The following is a 21002-nucleotide window of genomic DNA, read 5'->3' on the forward strand; positions in this document are numbered from 1 at the left end:
TTTAATCATTAAATCAATTTTTTTTGATTTATAAATTAAGGGAGGAATTCTGTATGAAATATGTTCATGTAGGTGTTAATGTAACAAATTTAGAGGCATCTATTGTTTTTTATCAAAAGGTATTTGGTTTAGCACCTATTAAAGTGAAGGAAGGTTATGCGAAGTTTCTGTTAGAAAATCCAGGTCTTAATTTCACGATAAATGTTCGTGATCAAGTTGAGGGTAATCAAGTAAATCATTTTGGTTTCCAAGTTGAAACATCTGAAGAAATCTTATTTCATAAGGAAAGACTAGAAAAAGAAGGTTTCTTCGCACGTGAAGAAATGGATACAACTTGTTGCTATGCGGTACAAGATAAGTTTTGGGTAACAGATCCAGACGGAAATGAGTGGGAATTCTTCTATACTAAAGCAGATAGTGAAGTTCAAAAAATAGAAAATACGTCTTGTTGTAAAACATCCACTGAATCTAAAGTTAATTCTTGTTGTTAGTGTTTAAAAGGAGAAGAGAATGAAACGATTATCATTTTTAGACAGATATTTAACCCTTTGGATATTCGTAGCAATGGCAATTGGGATAATTCTTGGCATTTCAACACCTGGATTTGTAAATAGCCTAAACAAATTACAAGTTGGAACGACTTCAATACCTTTAGCTATCGGATTGATTTTAATGATGTATCCGCCACTGGCTAAAGTTCGTTATGAAGAGATCGGAAGAGTATTTAAAGATGTAAAAGTATTATTTCTATCATTAATTCAAAACTGGTTAATTGGACCAGTATTAATGTTTTTATTAGCAATTATCTTTTTAAGAGATTATCCAGAGTATATGGTTGGTTTAATCATGATTGGTTTAGCACGATGCATTGCGATGGTTATCGTATGGAATGATTTAGCTGATGGTGATCGTGAATATGCGGCTGGATTAGTAGCCTTTAACTCCATTTTCCAAATGATTTTCTTCTCTGTTTACGCATATTTCTTCGTAACAGTATTACCAAAAGTTTTTGGTTTAGAAGGTATGTCTATCGATATTACAATGCCAGAAGTGGCAAAATCAGTTTTCATCTATCTAGGAATTCCATTTTTAGCAGGTCTATTTACAAGGTTAATTCTTGTAAGAGCCAAAGGTAGAGATTGGTATGAAAAAGAATTTATTCCTAAAATCAGTCCGATAACACTTATCGCATTACTTTTTACAATCATTGTAATGTTCTCATTAAAAGGAGAAGTAATTGTAGAGCTACCTTTAGATGTTGTTCGTATCGCAATTCCTTTATTAATCTATTTCATCATTATGTTCTTTGTTTCTTTCTTCTTAGGGAAGAAATCGGGAGCAAGTTATGGAGTTTCAACAACTTTAGCTTTCACAGCTGGAAGTAATAACTTTGAATTAGCAATTGCAGTTGCAGTTGCAGTATTTGGAATTAATTCAGGAGCAGCATTTGCAGCAGTAATTGGTCCATTGGTTGAAGTACCCGTAATGATTGCGTTGGTTAACGCAGCCTTGTGGATGAGAAGAAAATATTTTGCAAAAGAAACAACAATATAAATTTAAACTAAGGTGGAATACACATGGCAGATAATAAAAAAACAATTTACTTCTTATGTACTGGAAACTCCTGCCGCAGCCAAATGGCAGAAGCTTGGGGGAAACAATATTTAGGAGATAAATGGAACGTCCTATCAGCTGGAATTGAGGCTCATGGTGTAAATCCGAATGCAGTCAAGGCAATGGATGAAGTTGGAATCGATATCCGTAATCAAACATCAGACTTAATCGATAATAACATCTTAAACAATGCAGACTTAGTTGTGACTTTATGTGGTCATGCGAATGACGTATGTCCAGTAACGCCACCACATGTGAAACGTGTTCATTGGGGATTTGATGATCCAGCTGGTCAAGAATGGGATGTGTTCCAAGAAGTTCGTGAACAAATTGGACTTCGTATTAAACAGTTTGCTGAAACTGGAGAATAATAAAAGAGCCTTCTACCATAGAAGGTTCTTTGTTTTTCTTATTGAACTAACGCACTGCATTAGTTGGATAACAAGATCGGCTGTTTAGTCGATTTTTTTATTCAACAAAATGGCAGTTTAGTTTAATAAGAAATGGTAAAATAAAAGGAGTTAAATAGTGTGGTTTATTAAAAAGGATGGTCTTATGGTTATTGAAACTGAAGAAAAGAAAAAATTGTATAAAGTTCTCGAAAAAAAACAATTATGTTCAGTTATGAATAACACAAAATGGAGACAACTGAAAGAAGCTGTTTTAACGACTCTTCCATTTGTTCCACCACTACAAATAAAAATGGTTTTGGAAGACACTCCAAATCCCCAAAATTTTGATAACGATGTTTATGGTTCTGGAGATTGGATGGATGGTGTGCCACTACGTTCGATTGAATGGATAAGAGTTCGACCAAGGCGTTTAGAATCAATGGGACTACTACTTCTTCCTAAAGAAATAGATATCACAAAAGAGTTCCTTGAAATTTTACATAAATATAAAATACCTTACAAAGAACACAATAATTCGTTTTATATTTATGGATATATTCGAGATACATGTTCCTTAATCAAAGGGGATTCTTAGGAAAACTGTAAGGAACTTATGCAACTAACGCAGTGCAATAGTTGAAGAACACGAGCTGCTTATATGCGGCTTTTTTTATTCAACAAAATGGCAGTTTAGTTAAATAAGAAGTAGGGTTTTCTAGATAAAAGTAGAATAAATAATTAAAAGTAGATTAAGAAAGTAAGGAGTACTTTTTATGAAAGATTCTATATATAAAATAATTCATTTAGTGTGCTTGATTGGAATTGGTATTTTGCTTTATCGAATCGGAACAATATTGGATAAGGTTGCTCTTTACTTATATCAATTAACTTTTAAATAAGATTAAGTAATAAGGGTTCTATTTCCTTATGCAACTAACTGATGCGTTTGTTGAATAACTTGGTCGGTTGAAAAGTCGATTTTTTTATTGAGCTAAGCCAGAGGAGGAGTTACTAATGAAATTTATGATGGTTGTGAAGGCCTCAAAGGATTCTGAAGCAGGGACAATGCCAAGTGAGCAGATGGATCTGATGTTTGCTGAGATGAAGAAATATAATGAAGAACTGAAGAAAGCTGGAGTTCTGGTGTCAGTCGGTGGACTTCATCCAAGCTCCAACGGTATTCGTATAACATACCCTGTTCCTGGAGAACCGCCGATCATTACAGATGGACCTTTCGCTGAAGTCAATGAGTTGATTGCAGGATACTGGTTCATAGATGTGAAATCTCGCGAGGAAGCCATTGAGTGGGCGATGCGCGCACCAGATCCACATGGTCTTGGTGAAGGACAGATTGAACTACGCCAAGTATTTGAATAGACCGATAGGCTAAATATTAGATTAATATGACCGAATAAAAAAGTCATATCAACGGGTTTGTCCTTTACAGGTAAACTAATATTCAGTAAAAAAGTGAAAAACCAGAAAACCTGTTAGAAGGCTTTTCTGGTTTTTTATCGTAAATAGTTAGAAATAAATCAATTGCTGAAAAGATTCTTATTCAACATAATGGCAGTATAGTTTAAGTGATATACTTCACAAACAGGTACGTATTTTAATATTTGTAAACCCTAAATTCATCCGCGTTTTTCTACGATTAGACAAATTATTAATGTAGGGGAGAAATTTATTTTATCATTTAGAAGTAATTAACACACTTAACTCATAAGTAATAGCAAAATTTCCGGAATCGATGAAAATCGATTCCTTTTTAAGTATTTGGCAGTTTAGTTGCATAAGAAATTAAATAATAGACACGAATAATGTAAGTGAAATATTGAACTTTAAGAGGTGAAAATTTTCATCATTATTTTTATTATCACTTTTAAGTTCATTTACTGATTAATTGCTTTATAAATTTCCTTCTTAGGAAAAATAAAAGGGAAATAATACCATTTTATTGAATATTCTAAATAGAGGAGGGGATTATCAAGCATTTACTTTTTATAATCGAAATGTGTCTCATTCTTGTAGGGTGTCAATCTCAAGATAAGACTACTGTAATAGAAACAATTAAAGATAAGACTACCTTGGAAACTGTTCCAATTGTTGAATCGAAAGGTTTTAAAGAAATTGAACACTTATACGATGAAATGTACCGAGGAAATCATGAGTATGCAGGTACATTAGTAGTCGATACAACCTATTATAAACAACATAAATTTCAGCGTGGTGAAGTTGTTTATTATGTTTCACCTAAAAATGGTAACAAGAATGTTGCAAGGGTTGTAGGATTACCTGGAGAAAAAATAGAAATCAAAAAAGGGCAACTGTATATTGATGACAAGATTTTAGATGCATTTTATGCTAAAGCCATGAACAATGGTATTTCTAATCGTACTACTTATAAAAAGAGTTTGAAAAAAAGTGGTAACGATATCATTAATGAAATAGAATGGAAGAATTATTTTACTCTGTTAGCCGAATAGGATAACAAAACTAATGGCATGGGCATAAAGCAACTGTTGGCATGAATGAAATTTAAAAACGACGATAAAGAAAGGTGAATCAATGATTAAATTAAATAATAAAGAATATAAAAATATTTTTCCATTAATTATTTCAATAAATTATATACCTACGTTTGTTTATTCAATTTTGCAAGAGATAGTAGATGGTGAGGTATTTGTTGATCATATCGAAACTCCAAATTCCATTTTTATTGGTACGAAATCAGGATTCTACTGTGTAATTGGAGAAACTTCAAATATTTCTTTTAACTATTGGTTAAAGGAATTTTATATTGATAGAGTAGAAGAGAAGAAATTACCTTTTATTTTATTTTCTTCATCAGGTTCTTGGAATCAATTAATTAATGACCTTTTAAATAACAAATTAACTAAGTTGGATCGATATTCTTTTACGTTTAAATTTAAAGAAGGAATACTAGATAATTATGAATTACCTCAAGACTACTCATTAAAAAAAATTGATGAAAATGTACTTCAGTCAAATGTTGGATTTAAACCAATTTACTATAAGCATTACTGGGATTCTGTTTCAAATTATTTAGAAAATGGTTTTGGAATTTGTGTTTTACATAAAGAAGTGTCTGTATGTGAGTGTACATCTGTATTTGCTAATGAATTATTTTCCGAAATAGACATTGCAACTAAAGAAGAATATAGAGGGAAGGGTTTGGCCTTTATTGCTGCAAAAATGTATATACAAGATTGTATAAATAAAGGTTTAGCTCCTCGTTGGGAATGTGATATTGATAATTTTGGCTCAATACGATTAGCAGAAAAGTTAGGTTTTGAAGAACCTATTCACTATGCAGTATATTATAAAGAGTAATTTTCACATCTTGTTGTTTAATTTAATACTTGGTGGATGCCAAAAAGAAGCTAAAACTGATACTGATAAATTGATTGATTTAGGCGTTCCTAAGAATATCGCTAATGTAGTTGGTGGTTATGTTATCGGGTTCAACCATATTAACTGGCGCGTTAGTTGAATATACGTGCGAATGCTTAGTCGCTATAAAAAATCGTTCTACTGAAAAAGGATGAAGCTTATTAAATCAATCTTATTAAACTAACGGATGCGTTAGTTGTACAACATGATCGACTGTATAGTCGTTTTTTTTTGTGCTAATTAGAGTCTTTTGGAATAAGATTAAAGGTATTTCGGGTGAATTATTGAATAAGAAATAAGGATGCTATTTCCATATTTATCGGAGTAGATAATTAAAAACAAGTACTGATTACATATTTTAGGAGTGATAGTGTGAGAGGAAAGTACTTGCCAATCTTTATCACATTTATGGCATTAATGATTTTATTTTTATACCCAAACAATACTTTAGCGAAGTGGGCATATAAGTTTGTTGTTTTTAATGATTACACTTATGTTATTAGCGATGAGTATGTAACAGGAATCGGAAGAGAAATAGGGTCAGTTACAAAGTATTCAGATGTTGAAGGTAATTATTATGGTAATTTTTCCAATGTTTATGAAAGGGGTACAAAATATTATTCAATAAAAGGTGTTAGTACGAAAAAAGCAATAGCAGTTGAAGCTGATGGTAAATATATAAAAGCTATTAGAAAAGGTGAGTATGCCGGATGGAAATACAGTCCCTTTAATTTAATTGTAGCAGGAATTGTCTTTCTTATAATGCTAGGTGCTTTAATTTTTTTAGTTCAAAAGAAAATGAAAAGAAATAAATCTTAATAAACTAACGCATACGTATGTTGAATAAAAAATCTGCTAAATAGTAGGTTTTTTTATTGTCCTAAATGGCAGATGGTCATATTGTAAAGGATGTAGTTTAGTATTAATATCTGGGAGCCGTATCATAAGTAAATGAGATTTTTGTAATTGTTTGAGCTTTTCTAAGCGGTCACAAAGGGTGAGAATATTACCAAAAGAAATCTTCCACAATCGGGCGCAATTCTGTAGCAAGAATTGTGCTCTTTCTTTATGTAAGAATAACTCTTTATAATTGGTTTGGGAAATTGTGAAGAATACTAGGATGAACATCACTGGATTTAGCAATTTTTTTCTGGAGAAAATTTCACCATAAAAAAACTGCACCTCCAATTGTTCGACGTATCTAACAATTGGGGGGCAGTTCACCTTTTATAAAAAGGAGACGGCTTTTTCATATCTTTTTATTTCATACAACCTATTTCATTTCAGGGATAGAGTCGGGACCTTTGACTAACTTGCTGCCTATCCCATAGAAAATGGCTGCAGATACAAGGCCAACAAAAGCTACTGAAAGATGTGGTGCGTAGAAGTTACAGTATAATGCGATGACCGAAGACAAAATCCAGACAAAGAATGCCAGTGGTCTCCAGTTTACTAAATTTGCCGAATCATTCTTTCGAAGAACCAAGCGATCCATAATCATAATTGCTCCGATAGGCGGAATGATTACCCCAAGAAGAACGAGCCAGTTGAAAAAGTGATTATAAATTCCAGAAACTGCAACGATTAAACCGATTATACCAATTATAAGCGTGATAGGTCTCATTTTTTTACCAGTCATATGTGACCAGCCTACAGCGCCATTGTATAAGCAATGTGTACCGACAGAACCCAAATTGATAAAGACAAAAAGGATAGACAAGATGGTAAGCAATGGACCATGTCCCGCTAATACTGACATGAAGTCCCCACCGGTTGAAGCTGGATTTGGGATAACTCCAGTTGCTACAATAATTCCTCCAACAAGCTCGGCAATCAAGTTCCCGATTGGAAAGGCGAAAATGGTTGATAAAATCCCTTCACGGCCACTTTTTGCCCAACGAGTAAAGTCCGCTGTCATTGTACCTGAATCGGCAAACCCGGCGAATACTAACGTTACAGCAGCTCCAAATGACATTGCATTTGAAACTTGAGGATGATAGTTTAAAATATCAGAGTTACCGGTTTTCATTGCCATAACAATTGCAATAATGGCAATTAGAAAATAAAATGGTGCTGCAATCCACCCTAAGAAAGATAAAGCCTTAATACCGATATAAGTTACTGCAACATAGAGAATTCCACCGATGACGGTCATTATTAACAAATTAGCACCAAATGACCCATGCATTGTAGCGCCAGTAAGTCCGACTTGAAGAGCAAACCAGCCGATTACAACTGTAGAAAGTAATCCGGAAATAATATAATAACCCGAGCGTCCAAATGTCTTTTGTGCGGTCAGAGAAAAGTTCAATCCCGAACGGCCGGCATCATAGCTTAGTAAGCCTACCATGACGAAAAGGAGGAGATTACCAAGCAGCATTGCTAAGGCGCCGGCTTTAAAGCCAAGCTGTGCAGTGATAAGTCCGCCGATTACTGCACTGGTTAATACCATTGGAAAACCAAACCAAACAGCTGCAACGGATGATAATTTTTTGCGGTATTCTTTGGGAACAGGAATGTGTTCAAACTCTGGATCCAGTAACTTCTTTTCATCAACGCTGGTTGACATGAATGTTTCCTCCTAGTGAAACAATTTTTTTGTGAGTCTCCAATCCGATAACAAGGCCAAGAGAAAAGCCTGATTTGGATAAAACTCTATTTTTTAATACGTACTTTAAAGCTGAAAGTCGGAACGAAAACTTGATGCATACTTTACCTAATAACGCCATTTTTAAGGTCATGTAGCAGATATCAATAGTAAAAAGCTTACCTTTTAGTGAAATACTGTTAACGAGTCACATGGGCAATTAGGCAAATAAAAGGTGAATAATAAAAAAGTCATCTCAAGAGGGCGTATCCCTTGTATTTAGGCTCATTAGACCAATTTCATGATTGAACGTATTTGACAAACTAATTTGTTCATTGGTGAGCAAAGAAGCGAAACATGGTGGAGCTATGTATGATTTGTCGTTTGTGATTCCCCCCTCTTTAATTTGCGAGGTGTATCTTTAATTAAGCGCTTTCATTTGACCTTGCAAGATTATTGTATGGGGTATTTCATTTAATGTAATTATATAAAATAACCAAAAATGTGGGTTTTCTATTAGGCAGTATGAATAAAAATAAAGGGTTAATTTAGTAATAATGGAGATGGTGAAAGAAATCTGTAAAAACGTAACATTTGGAAGTGCAAGACAGACGTAAATGGGAACATTAGCTAGAAGTAAAACGCCAGAAGCATATAAGATATTAGTCGATGTCTAGAAGATGAAACAGTACGAGGTCATACAATCGAAGGGCTAGGAAGATTTGGAAACATTGAAGCAATTGAAAACTTGGGAAGCTTAAATGTTAAAAAAGGTTATTATGAATACAAAGCGAGAGAAACAGCTTTAAAAAGATTACAACTTGAGGTTGAAAAATAGATTCATATTGAACTAACTAATGCTTTAGTTGAAAAAGCGTTACTTAAAGATAGTCTTTTTCAAGTTAAAATATCTGTTTAAATAAAAAAAGAGCCCTATTTGAGAGTGTCAAGTCAATAGGGCTAATAGGGAAATTATAGATTTTAAAGATTTTAAAAGGGACTTAAAGATTTAAAAGGTTTAAAGGGGAAAAGATTTGTAATCAAATTCTTTTCATAAGAATAATATCATTATTTTTAAATGTTAGTTTGTGAAAAATGTTACAAATTAATGACAATTAATAGATTACTTTACTTCCTAATTGTCGAAGCTAAACATGAATTAGATTATTGTGCAAAGAATAATACTTGGCAAGCATTGCTGTGTTAGCATTATTTTCAATGCTAGTAAATTTGGTTGGACCTGGAATAGATATAGCATTACTTTTCCGAATTAAAAATGAAATTCATCTTGATTCAAATTGGGCTGGAATTATTATGGCAGGTTTAAGTTGTGGTATGGTCATTGGTGCGATTGCTATAGGTAGAATAAAAAACCGTTTCAGTATGGGATTTTTACTTACTATTTCAACAATCGGGCAAGTTATTCCGCCATTTATATTAATAGTTTCCAAGGAGCCTATCGTAATTTTATTTACTCAATTTATTGTTGGATTTTTACTTATTGCATGGAATATTCAAACAGTGACTCTAAGACAGTTAATTGTTCCCGATCATCTTTTAGGTAGGTGTACGAGTCTATTCAGAATGATCGCTTGGATAACTATTCCGTTGGGTACAACTATTGCAGGTGTTTTATCAGAATTTTTTGGAGCATCTTTTTACTTTTTACTTGCAGGATGTGTACTTGGAGTGGTGTGCCTAATTTTCATAAGCTCAAAGTTATATAGTCTAAATGAAGTGGATATTGAGGCAAATACCTTACAAACTGCATCAACTAATAGTTGATATTATTAATGCTCAAAGGAACTAACTGAAAGTAATTTCTTTTGTGCCAGAGTAAAGCATTCCACTTTAAATTCCTTAGCTAATAAACATGGAATGAAGAATTTCTCTCAAAAATCAATTTGTTGACATGTGCACACGGATGCATATAATAGAAATTAGGCGGTGAGATTATGGGACTTAATCATGATCCAAATAAATGTAAAAAAATGATTGAAGACAATATAAATATAGAATTTTTCAGAGCAATTTTAGACCCAGTCCGAAGCGAATTGTTGATATTCCTCTCTGTTTATGGGGAAATGACTATTGGAGAAATAGCGGAGCATTTTCCTCAAAATCGTTCAGTGATTTCACGTCATCTAGATTTAATGAATCGATTTAATTCCGTGCAGAGAAGGAAAGAAGGTCGGGAGATTTACTACAAAGCAAATAAAGAATTTATTGTCGATACCTTTGAAGAGACAACAAATAATATAAAAGCACTCATGAATTTGGAAAAGTAGGGTGCTTTTCATTTTATTTAATATGTGCATTTGTGTGCACAGAAACACGAAAGGGGTTTTTAGTTTGGAAAATACTAAAAGAAAATGGTGGGTTTTAATTACGGTTAGTTTAGCTGTATTTATGGCAATGCTTGATATTACAATTGTGAATGTAGCATTACCAGAGATTCAAAAAAATTTTTCATCTGATTTTTCAAATTTACAATGGGTTTTGAATGCTTATACTTTAGTGTATGCTGCGATTTTATTGCCAATCTCGAAATTAGGAGACATCATTGGACGTAAAAAAGTTTTTTTATTGGGATTAGCCATCTTTGTGATAGGTTCCCTTACTAGTGGTTTAGCAAGTAGCGATCTTTGGTTGAACATTTTCCGAGGATTTCAAGGAATTGGTGGAGCAGCCATGATGTCCTTATCACTAACTATAGTTACTGCTTCATTTCCTGAAAAACAAAGAGGTCTTGCATTAGGTATTTGGAGTAGTGTTGTTGGTGTTGCTATCTCAGGTGGACCACTTATTGGCGGTGCCTTAGTTGATAGTTTTGGTTGGCGATCAATCTTCTTAGTAAATATTCCTTTTGGTATTTTAGCTATTCTATTAGGATTATTCTTCATTCAGGAAAGCAATAAGAACAGTAATGAAAAAATTGATTTTTTAGGATTTGTTTTAAGCACTGCATTGATTTTTACGATGGTATTAGCTCTAATTCAAAAAGAAATGCATGAAAATTATTTGTGGACAGATTGGCATATTTTAAGTTTATTAGGTTTATCGATAATTTTATTAATTGCATTTATTATCACTGAAAGAATTGTAAAACAACCTATGATCGAATTATCAATTTTTAGAAATTGGTCATTTAACGGTGCCAACATTGCGCCTTTGTTTTAGGAGCTGGTTTATATGGTGGATTCACCTATTTAGCTATTCTTATGCAAAATTATATGGGTTACTCTGCGTTTGAAACTGGAGTTAAAATGCTACTAATTAGTGGGTTTACCATCATATTAGGCCCTTTGGCTGGGATTATTTCTGGAAAAATCGGCAATCGTTGGTTGATTAGTGGTGCACTATTTATTGGAGCAATTGGAATACTTGTTATGCGTCAGATGATCAAAGTTCCTTTTGAATGGAGCTATTTAATGCCTGGATTTGTCCTTTTAGGAATTAGTAATGTTTTAGTAAATCCGCCAATATCTAATGTTGCAATGAGTTCAGTTGATAAAAAACAGGTTGGTATGGCTTCCGGTATTTTAAACGTATTCCGACAAGTCGGCATTTCATTTGGTGTAGTAATGCTGGGAATTAAGTTGACAGAAGGATATAACAATTCATTGGATAAACATATTATGGCGATTCAAAATATTGATTCAGGATTTAAACATCAAATGCTAGAAGTTTTTCATAAATCTGGAGCTTTTGCTGGATCGCTAATTTTTGAGAGTAAACAAGCTGAAGTATTCAAACAAATGCCAGCTTATGAACACATTAAGAATATTGTTTTTAGTACTTTCAACGCTGGTATAAAAGATGTAGATTTGTTCATTGCCATCTTTTTGCTTATTGGATCATTAGCAAGTGCATTATTAATTCGCGAGAAAAGTAAACCCGGGTTATAAATCAATGATGTAAAATAGAATATAACGCTTCTGAATTAGTAGTCGTGTACAAAACTAACACGTGTATTAAAAAAATGGACTTGAGGAGGATTATAACAATGAATAAACCACAATTTGTTTATGTCTCATACATCGCAACTACACCTGAAAAACTATGGGAAGCTTTAACGGACTCTCGATATACTGAAAAATACTTTTTCGGAACTGCAATTGAATCTGAGTGGCAAGTAGGTTCAACGGTTTCTTATTTACGAAATAGTGAAGTTACAGATTATGGAACGATTTTAAAATGTGAGCCATTTCGTTTACTTTCTTTCACTTGGAATCATACAAATGATCCGACGAACCGTAAAGAACCATCAATCGTTACATTTGTGTTGAAAGAATTAGAATCAACAGTCAGATTAACCTTGAAACTTGAAAATCTTGAACCTACTGACTTAGTAGATCGTGATGATACGTTTGAAGGATTAAACAATGGCTGGCCAGCAATTTTAAGTAACTTAAAAAGCTTACTTGAAACAGGAAATACATTGCCACCAATTTCTGTTTAAGAAAGATAGTTTATATGGATTTAAAAAGGGATTGCCCCATAAGTCAGGTTAACTGACAGAGGGACATCCTTTTTTAATTGTAAAAATAACTAGTGTTAAATAAAAAAGTCGGTGCACTTCTTAGATAATGTTAATCTGTTCGATTTTTTTTATAGTTTATTAGATTAATATCAATTTTTATTCGATATGAAAAGAATTAGAGCATATTTGCTAGTTTTCCATTTAAAAGTATTAATGATTGAACAATTTTAATATCATAATACCTTAACTGGTATGGGTAATTTTTTGTTTTAATTGCGATTCTCTAAATTTAATTGCAGTTTTGCCAATTTTAATTGCCATTCTCAGATTTTATTTGCAACCTATCGTTTTTCACTGACTTTCCTCAACCCTATAGTTTACATATATCGTATTATAAGATATAATCCATTTGTAAGATATAATCGTATTATACGATATAAGGAGAATCAACATGGATAAAGAAATTAAACAATTGAATCAATTATGGACAGATATTTACTATCTTTTACGATATAAGCATAAAGAAAATATTACGCACCAAAGCGTTCGGATTTTACAAATTATCGATAAAGAAGATGAAGTCGGGATAAAGGACATTGCTGAAGGAATTAAAGTCTCTCACAATACAGCATCGGAACATGTTAAACGATTACTAGAAAAAGAATATGTTTATAAAACTCGTGGTGAAATTGATCAACGAAAAGTAATCCTAATGCTTACTGATTTAGGGAAAGAAGTTTTGTTACAAAATTCAAGTTTAAATGAAGAAAAACTTCAACAGCTTCTTTTTGGACAGATGACCGAACAAGAAAGAGAAATGATTTTAAAAGCCTTTAATTTAATGAAAGAGAGAGCTCAAAATGTACGCGATTATTAAAATATTTACTTCAGCAATTATAATCGGGGTTATAACCGAAATTGCACGTCGATTCCCTTCACAGGGTGGATTGATTGCGGCATTACCTATTGTTAGTCTATTAAGTCTAATATGGCTCAATGTTCAAGGCGAACAAGTGCAAACATTAAGTAAATTTGCTTATGGAGTCGTATTAGGAATACCGGGTACGGTCGTGATGCTGTTAATTATTGGATTGGCTCTACAGCATTCAATGCACTTAATTAGTTCAATCGGGCTTGGAATTTTAGGATGGCTTGTTTATATTTTTGCCCAAGATTTAGTAGTCAAACATTTATTTTAATTTAAGAGTAGATTTTCCGACTTTTTATAACTTTGAAAAATAATTTTTGATATAATTATTCAAAATAAACGCTAATTTATAGGAGATAAAATGCTTAAAAAACTAAAAATATGGGCGAAGAAATTAAAGCACCAAATCTTCACACTTTATTTTGCTTGCAAGGATGAACGTGTTCCGTGGTATGCAAAAGTATTCATAGTTTGTGTAGTAGCATATGCTTTTAGTCCGATTGATTTAATCCCTGATTTTATTCCAATTTTAGGCTATTTAGACGATGTAATTCTCATTCCAATAGGTATTTATATTTCTTTAAAGCTGATACCAGACAATGTAATAGTAGACTGTGAAATGAAAGCAGAAGAAATGATGAAAAATGGTAAACCTAAAAATTGGATAGTCGGATCATTAATTTTGCTGATTTGGCTAGTGATTTTTATTTGGGTCATTTTCAAAGTTTATCAATTAATAAGTTAAGTATAAAAAGAGATTTAGATTGAATGTAAAACGGCTGTCCTTTTGAGAGGGCAGTCGTTTTTGTATGTTTTGTTTTTTGAAAAATTATTGGCTAAAAGTAAGGAGCCATTTAGACAGGAAATGCATTTGAAATTCCGTTTCTCACATGCAATGTATCAATGTGCAAGAAATAAAATTACAGAAGGAATACACGAAATCTTAGATGTTGCTATAACTGCAATAGAACTAGGTGTAGCGAAAGGGTATGGAAAGTGTCTAATGATTTACTGGAAACTTAGATAAAAAATTAGACCATGAACAAAAATAGTTACAAATATTGAGTAAATAACTGAGGAGTCTATAAAGAACGAAATAAAAGAAGATCTACAAGGTAATTATTCCTTGTGGTTTTTTGTGTTTTATTATGAATTGCAGTCATTTTTTTTACGACGATCTACCTTTAAACCTGCATTTAATATCCATCCCATCTACAAAGTTTTCGACTTAATCCAATTCTCTACAAAATATAAAAATATTGAAAAAAAGAATTAGTTATGAAATAAAAGCTTACTTGAATATAAATTTAATAAAACCTGTCTATGGAGGACTATTTATGGCTTTTGTTGCAATCTATACAGTTGGTAGGCTAAAAAACCCATATGACCACTCTGCGTCTCGTAATTTTTTTTCTGTAGGAAATGATGTATTTCGTCAGGCTACAAAATCAGGACACATGATTGATGCGTTTTCATCTGATGGAATCTCTCTACCTGAAGAAGTTAGTAAGGGGGGCGGTTATCCTATACTTACACTAACGGTATGGAGGAATCTTGAATCTTTATATCGTTTTACGTACTCGGGGCACCATAAGCAAGCGTTGAAGGATCGAAGTAAATGGATGGAATCTTATAAAGAGAAGCACTTTTCATATATTGTGTGGTGGACCGAGAAGCAAAGTGATGTTTCGTGGGAAGAGGCCTTTAAAAGATATGCCTATTACATTCAAAATGGACCAACTCCTACTGCTTTTGATTTTAAGCATGCATTTGATCAATATGGTGAAAAATTATTAATTAAGTAGTAATAGATTTCTAGTTAAATTGTATCTTAATGATAAAAAAGTAGGAATTTTACAAAAATATAATAATTCCTACTTGATTTATAGGAATACTTGTATTAATATTTTCGTAAATTATATTATTAAAAGAAAAGGGGGAGAAAAATGAATACATTTCTTATCTGCGTAAATGTTGTTATCTTATTAGTACTTATGTATGGCTTGTATTTTATGCAAAAAAAGCATGTATCTTTTTCAAAACGTGTATTCGCAGGTTTAGGTTTAGGTCTTATTTTTGGTTATATTATTCATTTAATCTATGGAACTGAACATGAAGTAACAGTCGGATCAATTGACTGGTTTAGCATTGTTGGTAGTGGTTATGTAAAACTATTACAAATGATTGTTATGCCACTAGTATTCGTTTCTATTGTCGGAGCGTTTACTAAATTAAAGTTAACTAAAAATATCGGTAAAATTAGTGTCCTTGTTATTGGGATTCTACTTGGTACAACAGCAATTTCAGCAGCTATTGGAATTGGATCCGCTTTAGGATTTGGACTTGATGGAATCAAAATATCAGCAGGTGCTGCAGAGACTGCTAGAATTACAGAATTACAAGGACGTGTTCCAAGTGTCGAAGCTATGACAATTCCAAAACAAATCCTTGAATTAATTCCAAGTAATCCATTTTTAGATTTAACTGGTGCACGTGCAACTTCAACAATTGCAGTTGTAATTTTTGCAGCAATTGTGGGAATTGCCTACCTTGGTATAAAACGTAAAGAGCCTGAAACTGCAGAGTTTTTTGCAAAAATAATTGATACACTTTATACAGTAACGATGAGAGTCGTATCGTTAATTCTTCGTTTAACACCTTACGGAATCTTAGCAATCATTACAAAAGTAGCAGCAACAAGTGATTATGATGCAATCGTAAAATTAGGTAAGTTTGTAATAGCATCTTATGTGGCTTTAATCGCAATGTTTATCGTGCATTTATTATTATTATCATTTGCAAAACTAAGCCCAGTAAGATATGTGAAAAAAGCATTACCAACTTTATCATTTGCATTTACTTCACGTACAAGTGCTGGAACTTTACCAATGACAATCAAAACACAAACAAAAGATTTCGGTGTTTCAGAAGGAATTGCAAACTTCGCTGGTTCGTTTGGTCTTTCAATCGGTCAAAATGGATGCGCAGGTATCTACCCAGCAATGTTAGCTGTAATGGTAGCTCCAGCAGCTGGTGTTGATCCAACAAGTGCATCATTTATTATCTCTCTAATTTTAATCGTAGCAATCAGTTCATTTGGTGTAGCCGGTGTCGGTGGAGGAGCAACTTTTGCAGCTCTTATCGTACTATCAGTTATGAATCTTCCAATCGCAATCGTTGGACTACTAATCTCAGTTGAACCGCTAATTGACATGGGCCGTACAGCTCTAAACGTTAGTGGAGCAATGACATCCGGTATCCTAACAAGTAAGGCTACCGGAGAATTCGAAAGTGAAGTCTATCAGCAAACGGATGTTGTGGAAGCATAAATGAAAAACTAATTAAAAATAAAGAGTCCCGAGGAAAATGGCTTTTACTTGGGGCTCTTTTTTGTATAGAAATATCAATCGATTCATTGTGTATGCAGGTCCTTTAACTAGATGCATACATTAAAAAATCATTATGCATTATTAAAAATATCTTAATAGTATTTATTGGTAGACATAAAAATTAAGTTTACTTTACATATGGTCAATAATTAAGGTGTATAATTAATGGCTAATTTTACTAGTTATATAACAATTTTTTAAATCTAGAAGAATCTAAGATCGATAGGACACCGAAAAATATAGCTAACAGACATGATTTCAAATTCAACTACTTAAGTTCAAGAACGTAGTTTTTCTTGAACTTTTTCGTATTTATTTAGACGTTGAAGATCAATTCTGGCCAAAGGATAGAGGAATGAAGGGTATACAGTTTTTAGGACTTTGGTTCTTCTTATTTGATTTACTTCCTGAGGAAAGCATTTGGTTAAAAGTCTTTATCATTACGGATTACTTAACACAAATGGTTGTGTTAATAATTGATAATTTAGAATTAATGTTCAATTTACATAGTGATTATATAATTGTCCGTGTGATATTTTTCACCTTCTCACTGAAAAAATAAATCAAAATTCTAAAGCGTGGCTGAATTCACTAGGAGAAGAAGTCGTAAGGAAAGTTAAGTTCATTTAGGAAAAGGAGGAACAATATTTTATTGATATTTAACTATTTTTCACAGTTTATAAATTGTTGTAATCTGCTTTACTACATTGAATTCACTTAATAGTCAGGAAAAAGTTCAGTGAGTTGATCTGTTAGATTGGGTGGAAACCTTGTAGCAAGAGTTGTAAAAGATCGATGCTTCCGAATTTAGCAAAAAAAACTGTCCAACAGGGGAGGGACAACAAAATTCGATGTGCCGGGCCGACGTTAATATGTATCCATAGATCTCTATACATTCGGATGGAAATAAACCCGATTTAGTTTTCCCTGTTATAAGTGATATTCATATTCAAGCTAAAAGTAATATTTTCTTAGAAAAGTTGGTCTTTACTTTAGAGTAATTAGCAGTAATCGTAGAAAATTAGAATTCCTGGAGGTTTTCTGTAATGAAAAGATTTTTATCTATTTCTCTCGTATTAACGATGATATTTGTTATGTTATCAACCACCACGAATGCACTTGCAAACGAATCGGGTACCAAACTTGTAAAAATCGACAATATGCAGCCGGTATACGGTCAAACGATCACTGCCAATGTAATCATGGGTCATGGTTCAATGGGCAAAAATCTAACATTTCAATGGCAAGTACAGGAATCACGTATAAGCGATCAATATATTAATGTAAAATCGGGTGGGACTTCCAAAAGCTACACAGTAACGTTAAATGATATTGGTAAAAAATTGCGCGTTGTAGTTGGTTTACCATCAAATGGTGACAGAAAAACTTCATTGCCCACAAATGCAGTATTAAATGCCAACCCCCTTATTTCATCGATGAAATTCGACAATAATTTAAAGGACGATGCAAATCAAGAGAAATTGGAAGGGAAAGGAAATTATAGTTATGTAGACGGTGTATTACCCGGGGCCAAAGCTCTGCACCTAGAAAGCGGAGACGGTAATTACGTCGGTACGACGCATAGCTTGAATTTTGGTAATGACAGTTTTACCACATCCTTCTGGTATAAGGGGGACACTAACAATAATCAGGTAATATTATCAAACAAGGATTTTACTAAGAGCACTAACGAAGGCTGGGCGATTTATACATCAGCCAATTCGGTCAATATGAATTTAGGATTCCCGACCTCATCAATAAAATTTGGGCGTGACACGTTTAATGCTTCCCATTGGCGTTACGTGACATTTGTTGTAGACAGAGATAAAATGCTTGGATCGTTGTATATTGATGGTTATAAAATGACTGAAACTTCTCTGGGGGTTGGAACCTTAGATACATCGAACCCATTAAATATAGGTAGCGACGGGTCGGGCGAAAATGGAGGTAATTCATTCGATATAGCTGATCTAAATATTTGGAAAGGTGCATTTAGCAGTGATATGGTTCAAGCTAATTATAATAGTTACGCTGTAAATAAAGTAGATATGAAAGCACTTAACGACAAAATATCAGAAGCAAATAAAATAACTGCAGACGGTCTCGGTAACGGCTTCAGCCAAACCGATTTTGATTATTTGAAGAAGGTTTTGAATACGGCAAATAAGGTTGCAACAACTCAAAAAGTAAAATTATATACACAGGAAACCATCAATTATTACGAACGTGAACTAAACAACGCCATATTCATCTATCAAAAAAGCAATAAAACATTAACTCCTGCCGGTTTAAATATGATTGTGGACAGCGATCCGGAAGTAAGTGCTAATCCCGCAACAATCGCGCGTATTGAAAAAGATTACAGAACTGAACTGAGACTATTCCCACAAGCCGACGTACTCTTTATTCCTGGCGACGTTACCGGTGGAAACAACGCCAATGAATATGTGTGGATGAAAAATCTGACAGACATTTACAATAAACTTAAAGGTGAGGGTCTGTTTGACAATACGAAGCTTTATATGGTAAGAGGCAACCATGATATGGGCGGCGCCGAAAAATTTATACCTGTCGGTTCGGCGGGCGCGTGGAACGCTTCAACGAATTCATACGATAACAATTTCTTTAACAGTGCTTATAGGGTAAAGGTAAAAGGATATAATATTGTAGGTTTTGACGGAAATTATAACAATGACAATACAGTGGGAAAAACCAAAGATTTACTCAACCAAATTAAAACAGAAGCGGATTACGATCCAACGAAACCCATATTTGTATCTTCTCACTACCCTATAAGTGGAACAGTGTGGTCAGGGAGATGGAGCAGCTCAGCAAGTAATAATGTAGGTAAATATATTGCCGACAATGACTTGTCGCAGGTGGTATATATGTCAGGTCATACGCAATACGACCCGACCGACGAACGTTCTCACTATCAAGGTTCTGCTACGTTTCTCGACAGCGGTGCGAGTTCATATTCAAGCTATATTGATGATGGTCCTTACGGTGGATATTTAGAAGGCTCGTATATCAACTATAAAACTACACCTCGCATTGTGAATTTCTTAGAGGTTTACGGTTCAAAAATTATCATCAAACAGTATAACTTAAGTACAGATGAATATGTAGGCATACCTTCTGTAAAAATCGTTGGTGAAGGTAAAGAGGCCTTTACCTATAGTAGGAGCGATATAAGAGAACTCATAGTTCCGGAGTTTGAAGAGGGTTTTACAGTCGATTCCTACAAAAACAACGAACTTGCTTTTACAATAAAGCAAGCAAATGACAATGTGCGCGTTTTGGAATATAATATTCAGCTTATCAACAAGCTCACGGGGAAAGTGGACAAATCGTTTAACAGCCTTTCGCTTCCACTAGACAAGCCGTTCGATGAATACAGGCATTATAAGTTTACAAATTTGTCGCCGACTACTCCATATATACTCAGGGTATTCGCTGACGATTCCATGTACAATCGTTCGTCGCAGGACATTGAAATTGAGGCTCAAAGAGTTAATTTAAACAGCATCACTGCGCCTGCATCGTTATCTGCGAACAACGGAACGGCCAAGACAGCGGAAGCTCTTGGATTGCCCACAGAAGTAATTCTTGCAACCGATAAAGGAAATGTGGACGCAAGTGTGACTTGGGATTTAAGCGGCGTTAACTACAATCCGGCTATCAAGACGGTGCAGACCTTCTCGGTGCCAGGGACCGTAACCCTGCCTTCCGGAGTTGAAAACCCGAACAGCGTTCCATTGACAACAAGCATTAACGTAACTGTTCAAGCAGTTGGAGTGGCTACAGGCCCAATAACACTAGACAAATCCCAGTACAACCAAGGGGAAGCTATTACCCTATCCTATACTGGGGCAGCGTTAAACGGGAAAGATTGGGTCGGCATATACAAAACCGGAGATGTTCCTCCAGGTGCCGGTGCATCTTTGCGATGGAGTTATTTAAATTCTGGATCTGGAAAAGTTAGTTTAAACAATGGACTGGCTCCTGGCACTTATGATGTACTCTTTTTGCTCAATGACGGTTATACGGTAGTGGATCGCAAGACATTCCAAGTCGTTCAACCGTGACGTTAAAGAGCATAACAGTGCCTGCAGCCATCACAAAAGTAGAGCAATTCAAGTGTTTGAAACCAAAAGTTTACACGCAGGTTTCATCGCATTAGCGAAATTTAGGA

General features: G+C 33.9%; 22 protein-coding genes. 21 read left to right on the forward strand and 1 reads right to left on the reverse strand.

Annotated features, from left to right (window positions below; genetic code table 11):
• Positions 1 to 53: 53 nt before the first annotated feature.
• The 8 genes from AN960_RS14805 to AN960_RS24920 all read left to right on the forward strand — a co-directional run bounded on the left by AN960_RS14805 (position 54) and on the right by AN960_RS24920 (position 6239).
• On the forward strand, positions 54 to 491 hold the full coding sequence (locus AN960_RS14805; RefSeq protein ID WP_056472988.1) for an ArsI/CadI family heavy metal resistance metalloenzyme: 438 nt from the start codon (positions 54 to 56) through the stop codon (positions 489 to 491).
• Positions 492 to 510: 19 nt separating this feature from the next.
• Entirely contained in the window at positions 511 to 1554 is a 1044-nt protein-coding gene (gene arsB, locus AN960_RS14810) for an ACR3 family arsenite efflux transporter (protein ID WP_056472992.1), read from the forward strand.
• Between the two features lie 23 nt (positions 1555 to 1577).
• Positions 1578 to 1985 carry an arsenate reductase (thioredoxin) gene (gene arsC, locus AN960_RS14815; RefSeq protein ID WP_056472994.1) on the forward strand — a complete coding sequence of 136 codons (408 nt, stop codon included), beginning with the start codon at positions 1578 to 1580 and terminating at the stop codon, positions 1983 to 1985.
• 157 nt (positions 1986 to 2142) lie between these two features.
• Entirely contained in the window at positions 2143 to 2601 is a 459-nt protein-coding gene (locus tag AN960_RS14820) for a DUF6678 family protein (protein ID WP_056472997.1), read from the forward strand.
• Positions 2602 to 3020: 419 nt separating this feature from the next.
• Positions 3021 to 3383 (forward strand): YciI family protein, encoded by a 363-nt coding sequence (locus AN960_RS14825; RefSeq protein ID WP_056472999.1) that lies wholly within the window; start codon positions 3021 to 3023, stop codon positions 3381 to 3383.
• A gap of 710 nt (positions 3384 to 4093) precedes the next feature.
• A complete protein-coding gene (gene lepB / locus AN960_RS14830; protein ID WP_172795421.1) occupies positions 4094 to 4492 on the forward strand; it encodes a signal peptidase I in 399 nt (132 codons plus the stop codon).
• 82 nt (positions 4493 to 4574) lie between these two features.
• The gene (locus AN960_RS14835; protein WP_056473004.1) at positions 4575 to 5360 is read left to right on the forward strand and encodes a GNAT family N-acetyltransferase; all 786 of its coding nucleotides are present in this window, start codon (positions 4575 to 4577) and stop codon (positions 5358 to 5360) included.
• Positions 5361 to 5792: 432 nt separating this feature from the next.
• Positions 5793 to 6239 (forward strand): hypothetical protein, encoded by a 447-nt coding sequence (locus AN960_RS24920; protein WP_082459520.1) that lies wholly within the window; start codon positions 5793 to 5795, stop codon positions 6237 to 6239.
• Positions 6240 to 6693: 454 nt separating this feature from the next.
• Here the strand turns inward: AN960_RS24920 and AN960_RS14855 are convergent, their stop codons facing one another.
• The gene (locus AN960_RS14855) at positions 6694 to 7989 is read right to left on the reverse strand and encodes a purine-cytosine permease family protein (protein ID WP_056473011.1); all 1296 of its coding nucleotides are present in this window, start codon (positions 7987 to 7989) and stop codon (positions 6694 to 6696) included.
• A gap of 1218 nt (positions 7990 to 9207) precedes the next feature.
• On the opposite strand from AN960_RS14855, the gene AN960_RS14860 reads away from it, so the two are divergent.
• The 13 genes from AN960_RS14860 to AN960_RS14915 all read left to right on the forward strand — a co-directional run bounded on the left by AN960_RS14860 (position 9208) and on the right by AN960_RS14915 (position 20895).
• The gene (locus tag AN960_RS14860) at positions 9208 to 9792 is read left to right on the forward strand and encodes an MFS transporter (RefSeq protein ID WP_156339693.1); all 585 of its coding nucleotides are present in this window, start codon (positions 9208 to 9210) and stop codon (positions 9790 to 9792) included.
• Positions 9793 to 9962: 170 nt separating this feature from the next.
• Entirely contained in the window at positions 9963 to 10295 is a 333-nt protein-coding gene (locus AN960_RS14865; RefSeq protein WP_056473017.1) for an ArsR/SmtB family transcription factor, read from the forward strand.
• 64 nt (positions 10296 to 10359) lie between these two features.
• Positions 10360 to 11187 carry an MFS transporter gene (locus AN960_RS25085; RefSeq protein ID WP_286131717.1) on the forward strand — a complete coding sequence of 276 codons (828 nt, stop codon included), beginning with the start codon at positions 10360 to 10362 and terminating at the stop codon, positions 11185 to 11187.
• Between the two features lie 41 nt (positions 11188 to 11228).
• Entirely contained in the window at positions 11229 to 11915 is a 687-nt protein-coding gene (locus AN960_RS25090) for an MFS transporter (RefSeq protein WP_286131718.1), read from the forward strand.
• A gap of 98 nt (positions 11916 to 12013) precedes the next feature.
• A complete protein-coding gene (locus tag AN960_RS14875) occupies positions 12014 to 12469 on the forward strand; it encodes an SRPBCC family protein (RefSeq protein WP_056473020.1) in 456 nt (151 codons plus the stop codon).
• A 472-nt stretch (positions 12470 to 12941) separates the two neighbouring features.
• Entirely contained in the window at positions 12942 to 13367 is a 426-nt protein-coding gene (locus AN960_RS14880) for a MarR family winged helix-turn-helix transcriptional regulator (protein ID WP_056473021.1), read from the forward strand.
• Positions 13351 to 13689, forward strand: coding sequence for a DUF3147 family protein (locus AN960_RS14885; RefSeq protein WP_056473024.1), 339 nt, complete (start codon positions 13351 to 13353; stop codon positions 13687 to 13689). Before AN960_RS14880 ends, AN960_RS14885 begins: the two co-directional genes overlap by 17 nt.
• Positions 13690 to 13779: 90 nt before the next feature.
• Entirely contained in the window at positions 13780 to 14163 is a 384-nt protein-coding gene (locus AN960_RS14890) for a YkvA family protein (RefSeq protein WP_056473027.1), read from the forward strand.
• 60 nt (positions 14164 to 14223) lie between these two features.
• Positions 14224 to 14445, forward strand: coding sequence for a hypothetical protein (locus tag AN960_RS14895; protein WP_056473029.1), 222 nt, complete (start codon positions 14224 to 14226; stop codon positions 14443 to 14445).
• Between the two features lie 310 nt (positions 14446 to 14755).
• Positions 14756 to 15223 carry a DUF3291 domain-containing protein gene (locus AN960_RS14900; RefSeq protein WP_056473031.1) on the forward strand — a complete coding sequence of 156 codons (468 nt, stop codon included), beginning with the start codon at positions 14756 to 14758 and terminating at the stop codon, positions 15221 to 15223.
• Between the two features lie 141 nt (positions 15224 to 15364).
• Entirely contained in the window at positions 15365 to 16747 is a 1383-nt protein-coding gene (locus tag AN960_RS14905) for an L-cystine transporter (protein WP_056473034.1), read from the forward strand.
• Positions 16748 to 17162: 415 nt separating this feature from the next.
• Positions 17163 to 17369: a hypothetical protein gene (locus tag AN960_RS14910; protein WP_056473036.1), complete on the forward strand. Its 207-nt coding sequence runs from the start codon at positions 17163 to 17165 to the stop codon at positions 17367 to 17369.
• A 484-nt stretch (positions 17370 to 17853) separates the two neighbouring features.
• Positions 17854 to 20895, forward strand: a complete 3042-nt coding sequence (locus AN960_RS14915; protein WP_056473037.1) for a LamG-like jellyroll fold domain-containing protein — start codon at positions 17854 to 17856, stop codon at positions 20893 to 20895.
• Positions 20896 to 21002 lie beyond the last annotated feature (107 nt).

The sequence above is a fragment of the Bacillus sp. FJAT-25509 genome (assembly GCF_001420605.1).
Taxonomy (GTDB): domain Bacteria; phylum Bacillota; class Bacilli; order Bacillales; family Bacillaceae_G; genus Gottfriedia.

What these genes read in the sequence shown, in the direction of transcription:
- AN960_RS14805 (WP_056472988.1), top strand. Translation starts at nt 54, where the DNA reads ATGAAATATGTTCATGTAGGTGTTAATGTAACAAATTTAGAGGCATCT.
- arsB (WP_056472992.1), top strand. Translation starts at nt 511, where the DNA reads ATGAAACGATTATCATTTTTAGACAGATATTTAACCCTTTGGATATTC.
- arsC (WP_056472994.1), top strand. Translation starts at nt 1,578, where the DNA reads ATGGCAGATAATAAAAAAACAATTTACTTCTTATGTACTGGAAACTCC.
- AN960_RS14825 (WP_056472999.1), top strand. Translation starts at nt 3,021, where the DNA reads ATGAAATTTATGATGGTTGTGAAGGCCTCAAAGGATTCTGAAGCAGGG.
- AN960_RS14835 (WP_056473004.1), top strand. Translation starts at nt 4,575, where the DNA reads ATGATTAAATTAAATAATAAAGAATATAAAAATATTTTTCCATTAATT.
- AN960_RS14855 (WP_056473011.1), bottom strand. Translation starts at nt 7,989, where the DNA reads ATGTCAACCAGCGTTGATGAAAAGAAGTTACTGGATCCAGAGTTTGAA.
- AN960_RS14865 (WP_056473017.1), top strand. Translation starts at nt 9,963, where the DNA reads ATGGGACTTAATCATGATCCAAATAAATGTAAAAAAATGATTGAAGAC.
- AN960_RS25090 (WP_286131718.1), top strand. Translation starts at nt 11,229, where the DNA reads ATGCAAAATTATATGGGTTACTCTGCGTTTGAAACTGGAGTTAAAATG.
- AN960_RS14875 (WP_056473020.1), top strand. Translation starts at nt 12,014, where the DNA reads ATGAATAAACCACAATTTGTTTATGTCTCATACATCGCAACTACACCT.
- AN960_RS14880 (WP_056473021.1), top strand. Translation starts at nt 12,942, where the DNA reads ATGGATAAAGAAATTAAACAATTGAATCAATTATGGACAGATATTTAC.
- AN960_RS14885 (WP_056473024.1), top strand. Translation starts at nt 13,351, where the DNA reads ATGTACGCGATTATTAAAATATTTACTTCAGCAATTATAATCGGGGTT.
- AN960_RS14890 (WP_056473027.1), top strand. Translation starts at nt 13,780, where the DNA reads ATGCTTAAAAAACTAAAAATATGGGCGAAGAAATTAAAGCACCAAATC.
- AN960_RS14900 (WP_056473031.1), top strand. Translation starts at nt 14,756, where the DNA reads ATGGCTTTTGTTGCAATCTATACAGTTGGTAGGCTAAAAAACCCATAT.
- AN960_RS14905 (WP_056473034.1), top strand. Translation starts at nt 15,365, where the DNA reads ATGAATACATTTCTTATCTGCGTAAATGTTGTTATCTTATTAGTACTT.
- AN960_RS14910 (WP_056473036.1), top strand. Translation starts at nt 17,163, where the DNA reads ATGAAGGGTATACAGTTTTTAGGACTTTGGTTCTTCTTATTTGATTTA.
- AN960_RS14915 (WP_056473037.1), top strand. Translation starts at nt 17,854, where the DNA reads ATGAAAAGATTTTTATCTATTTCTCTCGTATTAACGATGATATTTGTT.